We start from the raw sequence: 12425 nt of genomic DNA, 5'->3' as shown, positions 1-12425 counted from the left end.
GTTTGACAAATGGATAGTCGGTAAAATATTAGTTGTATATCGACTTGTATGGTACAATCAATGAGGGGCAAACCTCACTGTGCTTACCGAACGCAAAGTTATAGAAAAAATCTTGGGCGTGATGGAATTTCGTAAAATACTTGGTGGAATGACTCTTTATTCATACGCAAAACCGGAGACCATCTTTGCTTTTGCTCGACAGTCTCCGGCTATGAATGGGTAGCTTCTTAGGCTATTTTAGATTATTCTTAGTGTTATTGCTTCTACCAAGCACTCTTTTTTACTCTCCTTGTTACTCTTTCTCCGGTGCCTTATCAATCAAGTCCATGAATTGATCGAGCTTCGGAGTGATGATAATCTGGGTGCGACGATTGCGCTGTTTGCCCAACTCTGTATCGTTACTTGCCACAGGATTGTATTCGCCACGGCCACCAGCGGTGAGACGCTTAGGCTGAACTCCGTAGTGGTTTTGCAGATATTGCACCACCGAAGAGGCGCGCAAGGCACTCAAGTCCCAGTTGTTGCGGATGTTTTTCATCTGTGGAGAATCGGTATTTACAGGCACATTGTCGGTGTTACCCTCAATCAATACGTCGTAATCCTTGTAGTCCATGATGATTTTAGCAATCTTACTGAGTGTCTCAGCAGCGCGGTCGTTGATTTCGTAGCTACCACTCTTGTAGAGCATGTTGTCGGCCAAAGAGATGTATACCACACCTTTCAGTACCTGTACGTCAACCTCTTTCAGCTCTTCCTTGCTCAGTGAGCGAGTCAAATTGTTGGTCAACACCATGTTCAACGAGTCGCTCTTGCTCTTCACCTCTACCAAGTGACGGATGTATTGATTACTTTCGTTGATTTGGTCTACCAATTTTGAGATGTTGATATTGTTAGAGTTGGCATTGGTCAAACTTTTGTCGAGTGATGATTGCAGGTCGGCATTCGCTTTACGTTGTTGGTTTAGTTGGTCTTGCAATGTACTGACGCGTGCATTTGCAGCTGCCAATTGTTCCTTTGTATTCTGATAATTGGTTGTAAGTTCGCGATTCTCGTTCTGACAATTTAGCAATTCCTTTTTGCTGGCACAGCTAGTTACCAACAGTCCGGCAGCAAACATCATAAGTATTAATCCGTTCTTTTTCATAATCTATCTAAGTTTTAGTTGTTTATAGTGTACAAATATATTACTTACTCTTGCAATGTGGGGGAAACATCGGTGGCTTTTAGATTCTTTTAACCTGAAAGCACTGGTTTTTAAACTATTAGACAAATCGTTGCTTATAATTCTTCTAGTAGATGTGAGCAAGCATCTTCTATTAAGTCGAGTGCATAATCGAAGTCGTCCATTGTCCCATAATAAGGATCGGGAATAGTGGCGGATTGATGCTCACGTAGGCAGTCGGCCAACATCTCTACCTTATTCTTATCAGCATCGGTGCGTGCCATTTGGGTGATGATACGATAGTTCTCGTTGTCCATCACATAGATATGGTCGAACCGAGAGAAGTCGGATGTTTGGAATTGGCGTGCTTTGTGGTCGAATTGATAGCCTCGTTTCATACCGGTCTGGCGCATGCGAGCGTCGGGCAGTTGCCCAATATGCCAGTCGCCAATGCCGGCAGAGTCAATCAAAATATCTTTCTCACGTTTCGCTTCTTTCACCAAATGAGTCATCACTCCATCGGCTGCGGGGCTTCGACAAATGTTGCCGAGACAGATAAACAGTATCTTCTTCATATTCGCAAAGATACAAAAAAGTTCTGGAATCACCTCTTTTTGGCAGCTTGGCGTACTAGAAATAGTTCACTAGTCTATCTATTTTATTGTAAGATATGCGAAGATATGAAACAATATGGAATTATGTTAAAAACAAGTATAAGTACCAAAAAGTGGCGAAATCCCACGTTATTCATATGAAAAATGTGTAATCTCGCCATTTTTCCATACGTATCGTCTTGCGATGAGGATTTTTTCTCTTCTTCATATAGCCCGTGTTTATTGCCGATATAATACTTTTATTCCATGGTTTCATAATCCATGAATTTATAAACTTACAAATTTGCAACGCAATTCATAGGCTTATAAACCTCAAAACTCATAAACTAAAACTGCTGCAGCGGCTTGACAATCTTGCTGCCTAGCCTTTTCAGCGTTCTTGGGAAGTCCATGCAGCAATGCTGAATGCTCGTTGCAGTTATTTGAGTTTGTGAGTTCTTGAGGCTATGAGTTTTGAGTTAGGAATGAAAAGTGAGGAGTTATGAGCTAGGAATGATAAGTTGTTAAACTTGTATGTCATAATATTTTGTCCTAAAAAATATTTGATTGATTTCTTTTTCTGCATCTTTGCGCTATTAACTAACTCAAATTCAGTATGAAAAGAACTTTACTTTGTGCGCTGGCATTCTACATTTCATTGATTTGCAGTGCCCAAATTGATGTGTCACCTATTTTTGGAGAGTATACTGGAAAGATAGAACTAGACGTTTCTCCATTGCCAAAGAAGGTGAATTACGTTATTTCTAAGGGTGCGAGTGAGGGTACTATCAAGTTGGTACTCAAGAGCTATGAAGTAGGAGGAAGTCCCTATGGGGATATTACACTTGATAAAGTTCCAGTTACTCAAAGTGCAAGTGGTTTCGTTTTTGGTAAGTTGGAAGGAGTTCCTTGCTATACGACAGTTACAAGAAGAGGACAGAAACTTGATGCAAACCTAACTTTATCGCTCGAAGGAGAGACGAATGGGGTAAAAGGAGACGAATTGACTGTGGGCTTAAAGATTTCACAGGGGAAAGATGTACATACTAAATTCGTTGGCAAAAAAGTGGCAACAAGTATTACAACGATACAAGGTGGTAATAAGAAAGCAGATGTGTATTACCACATCAACGGCAGTAGGGTTGTAAAACCCACGAAGCGTGGTGTCTATATCATCAATGGTAAGAAGGTATTGAAGCCGTAATAAAACGAGGGAAACCGATTGGTTTCCCTCGTTTTCGTATCTCTGATTCTCTCAATAGTTATTTTATGGTTCATCCGAGGAATCGAGTGAACCGGCAATGACTGCCCGAAGGGCAGCCCTATTAATAGCCGTAGTGTTGGAGCGAAGCGGAAACCTACGGAAACAAGAACAAAGGTATTTGAGTCTGACAGACTCCCCCTTTCGGTTATAAGATTGTTGGGCAGTCTTTCAGACTGGATACTCTCTTTCGCACACTACCGTAGGCTTAAAGAGCCACGGCTATGAAAAAGGGTAGTCCTCCGGACTATCAGCAATGGCAATATCATACGATTTGTCGGATGAACCTATTTTATTCTCCGCGCATTCTAAATTCCCAATCCGTCTGAGAACGACACGTCGAGTGCCTTACTCTGCAATAGTTTGGAGTGGGGAGGCACACTATTGGTCACCCAAATGTTACCACCGATGATGGTATCGTGGCCAATCGTGATGTGCCCTAATAAGGTGGAATTAGAGTAAATGGTCACGTTGTCTTCCAAAATGGGATGGCGTGGTGTGTCTACATGCTGCGAAAAGCCTTTGCCATCGAGTTTAAAATTCTTAGAACCAAGCGTTACACCTTGATACAACATGACGTGGTTGCCGATGATACAAGTTGCTCCGATGACCACACCTGTACCGTGGTCGATGGAGAAATACTCTCCAATCTGGGCTCCGGGATGGATGTCGATGCCGGTAGCTGCATGGGCTTGCTCGGCCATGATGCGCGGAATGACGGGTACGCCCATTCGTAATAGGTCGTGAGCCACGCGATAATGCACCATGGCTTCGATGACTGGGTAACAGAAAATGACTTCGCTATAGGTGTTGACAGCCGGGTCGTTGGCATAGATAGCTTTGACATCGGTGTAGAGCATGTGCTTGATTTGGGGCAGATGGTCGATGAAGTGGTAGGCTAACTGCTTGGAACGCATGGACAGGCAGTTGTCGTCGCAACAGTCATCGTACTGTAGTGCGAGAGCTATCTGTTTACGCAGCAGCTTTACCAATTGTTCCATGTTGACACCAATGTGGTATGAGCGGAGATTGTCATCGCTCTGTCGCTTGTCGAAGAAGCCGGGGAAGACAATCTTCTTGACCAATGTTATTATCTCGCGAACGGCATCTACCGACGGCAACAGTACTTCTTTGGCAGGTAACATCTGCTGTTCGTCGTCGGAAACTTGTGTCAACAACTTCACATTCTTTTGGAAAACCTCGTCTAGTGTCATCTTTTATAACTCTTTATTTTACGTTGCAAGTCTATGTATAGATAGAAGTAAACAGGAGATACTGGGAGTAAACGGAATATAACGGACATTTGTCTGATAACTCCTCCTAACTCCTTTAACTCCCGATAACTCCGGAGTAGAGCATCCATGCGAAACTCCTATCTCTTTATTTTACTTTGCAAAGTAACAACTAAAAATTAAAAAAAACAGACTTGATGGACTAAAAACTACCGTTGTTCGGCTTGTATGGCTTCGCCAGCTACTGCTTTCTCCATCATTTTACCGTAGTCTATTTTCGTTTGAATGAGCTCCGGGCGGTTGTAGGTGTACATGAACGATGCGTAATAGTGTGGATCGCGCTGCGGTAGAACGAATGGCTTGGTTGCCCGACTAGTCTTCGAGTCGAAGTGAGCGAAGTAGGGACGCGTCCACAAACCGTCGCCGCGCTTGCTACTGAAGGTGAACCATCGGCCGTTAGACGACCAACAATGCCAACTATCTACGTTGTTGCTGTTGACCTCGGAGAGTGCACGTACTGCTCCGGTAGTCATATCGAGTAACCAAAGGTCGCTCTCCGGATGCCAAATGGAGAAGTTGCCATAGGCCGAGAGGGTGAACATGAGATAGCGACCGTCGGGTGATACCACGGGGAACGAGACCGACTTGCCGTGCTCGGAAGCTGGGAAAATAATTTTCAAGGAGTCTAAATGACCTGTCTGCTCGTTGAATCGGACGCTGCAAAGGTCGTAGCGAATGCTGTCGAGACGGTGGTGTTGATCCATGGCTTTGGCTCTGCAAAAGTACAAGGTCTTGCCATCGGGAGCCCAAAATGGGAATGTTTCGTAGTAGGTATCGTTGTAAACGATGGAGTCGGTGAATGTCTGATGCTTCTCAACATCGTATACCATGAGGTCGGCAGCAAGGTCTGAAACTTCTATAGGCTTTGTTCCTGCCGAGTGGAAGAACTGTTGTATCTCGTTGGAAGAGAATGCTATGTATCGGCCATGAGGATGCCAAGCAGGGTAGGTGGCACCGCGTTTGAAGCCTTCGGGCTTCGGTTCTATTTTCTCGATATGGCCGTTGTGGTAGATAATTGTGCCTCCCTGTTTGCCTCGGATATGTACCATCATATTGTCGGATGAATGCTGACTGAAGGAATGACAGTTGATACATTGGTGGTCGAAGTTTGAGTTTTCCATGACGGCAGACTGCTCGAAGCTAGTCAAGTCGCGTTGATAGATACCCATTTCGTTCCAAAGTTCGTAACCGGGGTAGAGCAGTCGGTAGACCAAATAACTGTCGATGGAATCGGTAGATACCGTGTTGATGAGGTCGCGGTAGCGAGTCCATTTGCCTTGTTGTTCTATGCTGATGCGGAAATAGACTTGTTTGCCGGCTGCTTGTACCAAAAGTTCTTTCCATTCGTCTAATGGAATGTCGACTGTAGGTTTGTTGTCTTGCACCAAGATGGCAGCCTCTTGCCCCACAATGCCAATCTCCGTTTGGTAAGCATCGCCTTTCTTTTGAATCTCAAAGTTCATGGGAGCGATGTTTACCGGCATGGTTATGTCGGTATAATCGGGATAGATGGCTGGCTTTTCGTTTGATACGGCATCGGGTTGATGATAAGATGTGCAGGCCGAAAAGAATAGCAGGGCCAGCGATATGATGGATGTGAGATGTTTCATGATTATAATTGTTTGACTCCTTTCAACTCTGTAGTCTGCCCTTTGTCTTGGATGACGGAGCTGCCATAAGGACTGATGAATTGCAAATAGAACCAATAGGTATGACTGAACTCGCTTTGTAGCGATGCCATGTCGCGTTGCTGAACGAGTTGGTAGAACCGTCCGAAGCGCTGTTGAGTCTCCATGGATACGTCGTAGCCCACCTTTGCGAAGGTTGCATCGTCGACTCCGGTCTTGTAAACCATCAAGGCTTCTTCGAAGATAGGTGGCATGGCGGGATAAGAGAAGTTCTTCATCAACTTCAAATCTTCGGCAAAACGTACCACATGATTGCTTAATAGCAGCTGACACATGAGATATTCGAAGGCCATACGGTTCTTGGGATCATGTTGGAGCAGATATTCCAGTTCCGGACCTATGTTTAATACGTTGGAGAAGCGAGCTGGATGGTCGGTTACATGCTTCAAAGCATTGTGCAAACCGGGCACGACGCCACCGTCACGGAGTGCTTCTAATTGCCGTGCTTCGTCCTGATAGAAGAGTGATTGAGCCAATTTGTTGATAAACATTTGGGCAACTCGTGGTCGGCCTATGGCGATATTATAGCGTGCAAGATTGCGAAGATGGGGGGCAGTTTCACCCCATACCACCATCGACTCGAACTCCCAGCGTTGTGCTTCGTTCAAATATCCGAGTTGTTCGTATAGATAATGGCCGTATTCGCTTTCTCTACCGTTGCCGCTCCAAGGCAAATATAGCTCTTTGACTCCGCCAATCGGGGGATAGTCGAAGAGATGTTGGGGTAGCAAACCTAGATGATAAAGAGCCATATTGCGGAAGTACGAGAAGAATTGATTGTTCTTTCCTTGTTGTAGATAGCGGTTGCTGTAGTCCAAGACCTTCTCCCATTCACCTTTCTGGGCGTAGTGTTCGGTCTTGAGCATGATTCCTTCTTTGGGATTATATTGGCGTACAAAGGTGGTATATGCTATGATTGAAAAGCCCATCAAGCAGCCGACTGGTAACAACAACCATATTCTTTTGCTGGGAAGCGGGGCGCGATAGATGGGGAAAATGGGGCGAATCCACTGCGTTATCTGTAAGATGGGACAGATAGCACACAATATTAGGAAGGTCAAAATGATGAGATCGAGATTGTGTGAGGTGGTTTCGGAATAGATAAGGAGCAGTATCGAGGGGATAACCGATAGCTGTAAAAGAGTTAACCGTGGTGCGATGAGTGTGAGAATACGCTCGGTGAGGGCATAAATAGCGGTTAAGATCGTTGCCATAACCAGTGTGCCCAGCCACGGATAATAAAAGAATTGGATGACAAAGTCTGTCAGATAAGAGATAAAACCATGGCTTGCAAGGGCATGGTTGAAGTAGTTGGCCGTGTAAAGGAATAGATGATGTTGCTCATGGTAGCACAGTACGTCGGCCAACGTATGTTGATAAACATAATAAAAGATGATGAACAATATCAGCATCACTACATAATGAAGACGTTTCATAAGCAACATGATTTGATGAGAAAGTGACGGTAGGAGCCTTTTGGAGACTTCCTGCCGTCACTTATATAGATATTATACGTTAGAATCGTTATTTAGAATAGCCCGCATTCTGTGTCAAGTTCGGGTTCAAATCGATTTCCTTCTGTGGTATAGGATACAAGATGTTGTGGTCTTCGTAGTGTCCTTTTCTCACTTCTACGCGTTTTGCGTCCTTGTCTTGAGAGTAAAGTATGCAGATCTTACCACCATCTTTAGCATCAGCGTCCTTAGAATCGACAAGCTTATAAGTCAATCCATAGAACGGAGCATTCAATACTTGCTTGGCAATACCCCAACGACGGATGTCCCATTGACGGTGTCCACCCTCCAAAGCAAACTCTACACGCCACTCATTCCAAATGCGCTTGCGAAGCTCATCTTGTGTTCCACAGTAGGTAGGCTTGCTGGAATCGGTCTTCTGGAGAGCCGGCATTCCAACGCGAGCACGTACTTTGTTGACTGCATCGAAGGCTGACTGGTCGAGCGGTTGCAGCTCGTTCTGAGCCTCGGCATAGGTCAATAGCACCTCAGCATAGCGCAAAATCTTGTAGTCCATGTCCATATGCCAACCGTCGGTCTTAGGATCTACGGTCGGATCAAGCCACTTCTGCTGGTTATAGCCGGTCGCAGTTGCGTCGCCATGTGTACCGATGCCGGTAGGAGCGCAAGACTTTAAAGGAGCAACTTTCACCGTAGCACCGTACATGGATTCGCCATCATGCAATACAACAGTCTCTAAACGAGGGTCACGATTCTCGAAAGGTTTGGTCGGATCGTAAGTGCTTGACTTCGCAATCGGAGCTCCGTCTTTGTCTTCGAAAGCGTCAACCAAGCTCTGTGTGGGGTTCAAACCACCCCAACCGATCGTTGGGAATGCTTCCCAACCAATGAGATACCAGTCGTTTTTGTATGCAATGAATTGCTTTTTAATGACAGTTTCTTTACAACCATTATCAGTTGCGGTCCAGAACAATTCCTTATATTTACCAGTATTGCCCTGATCGTAGAGTTCGTATACGCCCAAATCCATTACGGCCTTGGCTGCATCGCGAGCTATTTTCCAGTCGTTTTGGCTCAAAGCTGCACGAGCTTTCATGGCCAAAGCACCACCCTTGGTGATACGAGCATCGTCAGCTCCGTCCCATGTTTTGGGAAGATTGGTTGCAGCATAGTCGAAATCTTCAAGGATATGCTTGTAAACTTCAGCCTTTGGTGCACGCTTTACGTCTTTTTGTTCTTCCAAAGTGAGGGGCGATTCTGTGTAAGGAACGTCACCAAACTGGCGAATCAACTGGAAATATTGATAAGCACGGAAGAATCTAGCTTGCGCCATAGCCTGTGCTTTTTCTGTATCCGACATGCTTGCTACAGTAGGAACGTACTTCAAGATGATGTTTGTCTGGCGAATAGTACCATAGTTTCCGGCCCAATCGAAGTCTTGTGGATCGTATATACCTTTTGATATGTTACCCTCAGACCATTTGATTCCGTGTACGGCATCGTCTGAATTGATAGCTGCATCGGTCAAACCGATGATGGCATCTCCGTTCCATTCAGGAGCGCAATTGTATAAATCGTTAACAGCTTTGACTGCATCGTCGTTTGATTTCCAGTAGCTGGCATCTGAAAGCTGTTCAATAGGTGATCTATCCAAGTCTGTGCACGAAGCTAAACCAAGCACAAGGAGCGCACCTACAATATATATTTTTTTCGTCTTCATGTGTATCATGTTTTATGTTAGAATGAAACTTTCAGTCCAAAAGAAATCTTCTTCACGTTAGAATAGAATGCACCGCGGCCATCGTAAGGAGCCTCTGGGTCGATACCCTCAAGATGATCGAATGTCAAAAGGTTCTCGCCTGATACGAATACCTTGGCATTGCTTATGCCCAACTTGTTGATAAGGTTCTTTGGAAGACTGTAACCGAGCGTGATATTCTTCAATCTTACGTAAGATGCATCTTGCAGCCAGAATGATGAAACGGCGAAGTTGGTTTGATCGTTACGTGTAATACGTGGGTAAGAAGCATTGTGATGATCCGGTGTCCAACGGTCGAGATGACGCTTCAATACCTTTCCGCTGTTAAAGAAAGCATAGGCTGCCTCACCCGTGAAGTATGCATCTACGTCGAAAGCACCCTGCCATAACATCATCAAGTCGAAGTCCTTGTAGTACAGATTGAGGTTCAAACCGCCTGTCCAGCTTGGAAAGTTCTTACCGATAACCTTGCGGTCGGCAGCCGTAATCTTACCATCGCCGTTGAAATCTTTGTATCTAATGTCGCCAAGTTTCTCTCGTCCGGTACGTTTCGGACCTGCTTTCAGCTCTTCTTCCGTATTGAAGAACCCGTCAGCTACGTATCCGTAGAAAGCTCCGATGGGCTGTCCTTCGAGATACCATATCTTGTCATTGCTTGAAGGACCTTCTGTTCCGCTCATGTCGACAATCTTGTTTCGAACATAAGAGATGTTCATATTGACAGAGTAACGGAAGTCTTTGCCGATACGGTTGTTGTGGAAGAGGTTCAGATCAAAACCGGTATTCTCCACACTACCGGCATTCTGATAAGGAGCATCCATACCGATGACACCTTGAATCGGGAGTTTCAGCAACATGTCGTTGGTCTTCTTCTTATAGAGGTCGAGCTCAAATCCGAACTTGTTGTCCAAGAATCCAGCTTCGATACCCAACTCGTAGTTGGTTACAGTAGCCCATTTCAAATTTTTGTTTACATAGCGTGACTCGTAGGTTGTGGTTGTCAAGGCGCTACCCAATACGGTTGTGCCGTAAGAGTAAGTCGGGATAGCCGGGTAAACGTCTCCAGCTTTCAACTCCTCGTTACCGGTCTTACCCCATCCGAGGCGCACTTTCAAGTTGCTAATCCAAGGTGCGCTGTTCTTGACGAACTGCTCCTCGGAGAGTCTCCAAGCTGCAGATACAGCGGGGAAGTAGCCCCAGCGGTTTTCTTTAGCAAAGATAGAAGAACCGTCTGCACGCATATTGAACTCGAACAGGTACTTGCTGTCGTAGTCGTACTGTACACGACCGAAGTATGAACGACGGCCGGTGTCGTATCCACCGTCGCTGTTCTTCTGTCCGTCGGAGTCGAGTGTGTTCAACGATTCGTGCAGGTCGTTGCTGCCACCGCCTTGTCGGCTAGCCTTTGTATAGCGATAGTTGTAGTCTACCTGCTCGTAGCCGAGCAATGTATTCACGGTGTGATGCTTTGCAAAAGTCTTCATGTAGTTGGCCAACAACTGTGTGGTATACCAGTTCCAGTTGTAGTAATTATGCTCGCCTTCGCGCACTCCGGACTTCTCCATCTTGCCCGGCTGGCCATATTCATAATACTTCTTGAAGTTACGATAGTCTTGGTTGTCGTGGCGGATGTTGTACAATGCCTTGAGGCTAAGCCCTGTTATGGGGGTGATTTCCACGTAAGCGGTTCCGAAGAACTGTGAGTTGTAGCTCTTCATCGAGCCCGTCTGGTCGCCGTTGAGGGCTACTGGGTTGTCCATTCCGGCATAGTGGTACGTACCGTCTTCGTTGTAAATGGGGAAGGTGGGCGGTATACGGTTTACGTTCTGAACCAGTGAAGCCGCACTCTTGTATGCGTCTTTCGTGATTCCGCGGTAAGCCGATGCGTTCAAACCGATAGACAGCCAGTTGTTCAGCTTAGAATTGATGTTCATACGACCGTTGTAACGGTTGTAGCTGCGGCTGTGTGTCATACCGTTCTGGTAGGTGTAGCCCAGCGAACCCATATATGTGGTGTTCTGAGTTCCACCGGAGATTGCCATATTATGTTGTGTCTCCATGGCACTACTCTTGAAGGTTTCCTTGTACCAGTCGGTGTTTGGATGCCCGATAGGGTCGCTTCCGTCGCGGAACTTCTGTATATCTTCTTTGGAGAATGGAATTGTAGCTCCCGGATTTTCGTTGAGTGTAGCCTCGTTATACAGCATGGCATAGTCGGCCGCCCCCAAGAACTTGAAGTGGTCTGTAGGCGATGTGAACGACACCATACCAGAGTAATCCACGCGAGTTTTTTGTCCGTTCTGTCCCTTTTTGGTTGTAATCACGATGACACCGTTGGCAGCTTGCACACCATAGATGGCAGCCGATGCGGCGTCTTTCAATACAGATACCGACTCGATATCCTGCGGATCGATGTTGTCCATAGACCCCGGAACACCATCGACGATAACCAATGGGCTGGCAGCATTGATGGAGTTCTTTCCTCGAATGGTGATACTTCCGTTCTGCGATCCCGGTTCTCCGGAACGTTGGATGGCCGTTACACCCGACATCGTACCTGCCAAGGCCGACGATACGCTTGTTACCGGGCGGCTGGCCAAGGCCTCTGAGTTGATAGAAGTAACCGAACCGGTCAGGTTGGCCTTCTTCTGTACGCCGTAACCCACGACAACCACTTCGTTGAGTGACTGCTGGTCTTCACGCAGCTGGATGTTGTAAGTCTTCACACCGTCCTTTACCGTGATGGCCTGTTGTGAGAATCCCACGTACGTAATCTTCAAAACGGTACCGGGGGCAGCGTTGATTGTGAACTTACCGTCGATGTCGGTAACCGTTCCGATGCCTCCACCATTCAGTTGAGTGATTGATGCTCCAACAATAGGTTCACCAGCTACATCGGTAATTGTACCTGAGATTTGGTGCTTCTGTTGCTGTACACTGGTCACAGTGGCAGCATTTGTTGTGGCAAACACGTTGATGGGAGTGAGTGTGAATAGTCCTACAGCGAGATTAACTGCAAAACATCCTTTCCCGAAATGCGAAAGATTTCGCTTTGTTTTTAATGCCATAATAAAAGATATTAGATATAGATGTTATAGAAAATTTACTTTTTAAAGTAATTTTTGTAAATAATTATGTTTTACTTGTATTTTGTTTTGGTTGTTGGTGGCAAAAGTAATACTTTTTTATATTACT

General features: G+C 45.7%; 8 protein-coding genes. 1 reads left to right on the top strand and 7 read right to left on the bottom strand.

Annotated elements, in window-relative coordinates; translation table 11 throughout:
* Positions 1-292: 292 nt before the first annotated feature.
* Both AC1EK4_RS10325 and AC1EK4_RS10320 read right to left on the bottom strand, forming a co-directional pair.
* Complete coding sequence (locus AC1EK4_RS10325) at positions 293-1144, bottom strand: OmpA/MotB family protein (protein WP_036896616.1); 852 nt, start codon at positions 1142-1144, stop codon at positions 293-295.
* Positions 1145-1278: 134 nt separating this feature from the next.
* On the bottom strand, positions 1279-1737 hold the full coding sequence (locus AC1EK4_RS10320) for a low molecular weight protein-tyrosine-phosphatase (protein WP_036896615.1): 459 nt from the start codon (positions 1735-1737) through the stop codon (positions 1279-1281).
* A 634-nt stretch (positions 1738-2371) separates the two neighbouring features.
* Between AC1EK4_RS10320 and AC1EK4_RS10315 the strand changes: the two genes are divergently transcribed.
* Complete coding sequence (locus AC1EK4_RS10315; RefSeq protein ID WP_036896614.1) at positions 2372-2959, top strand: calycin-like domain-containing protein; 588 nt, start codon at positions 2372-2374, stop codon at positions 2957-2959.
* Positions 2960-3324: 365 nt separating this feature from the next.
* On the opposite strand, the gene AC1EK4_RS10310 is transcribed toward AC1EK4_RS10315, so the two are convergent.
* From AC1EK4_RS10310 to AC1EK4_RS10290, 5 genes are all read right to left on the bottom strand, one after another.
* Positions 3325-4230 carry a serine O-acetyltransferase gene (locus AC1EK4_RS10310; protein WP_036900378.1) on the bottom strand — a complete coding sequence of 302 codons (906 nt, stop codon included), beginning with the start codon at positions 4228-4230 and terminating at the stop codon, positions 3325-3327.
* Between the two features lie 227 nt (positions 4231-4457).
* Positions 4458-5918: a TolB family protein gene (locus AC1EK4_RS10305; protein WP_480358182.1), complete on the bottom strand. Its 1461-nt coding sequence runs from the start codon at positions 5916-5918 to the stop codon at positions 4458-4460.
* 2 nt (positions 5919-5920) lie between these two features.
* Complete coding sequence (locus AC1EK4_RS10300) at positions 5921-7432, bottom strand: DUF6057 family protein (RefSeq protein ID WP_036900398.1); 1512 nt, start codon at positions 7430-7432, stop codon at positions 5921-5923.
* Positions 7433-7520: 88 nt separating this feature from the next.
* Entirely contained in the window at positions 7521-9191 is a 1671-nt protein-coding gene (locus AC1EK4_RS10295) for a RagB/SusD family nutrient uptake outer membrane protein (protein WP_480358180.1), read from the bottom strand.
* Between the two features lie 17 nt (positions 9192-9208).
* Positions 9209-12298 (bottom strand): SusC/RagA family TonB-linked outer membrane protein, encoded by a 3090-nt coding sequence (locus tag AC1EK4_RS10290; protein WP_480358178.1) that lies wholly within the window; start codon positions 12296-12298, stop codon positions 9209-9211.
* Between the last annotated feature and the right edge of the window lie 127 nt (positions 12299-12425).

Source organism: Prevotella sp. C0026C3 (assembly GCF_056590795.1).
Note: the sequence above shows the minus strand (reverse complement) of the source record. Positions and strands in the feature narration are given on the sequence as shown.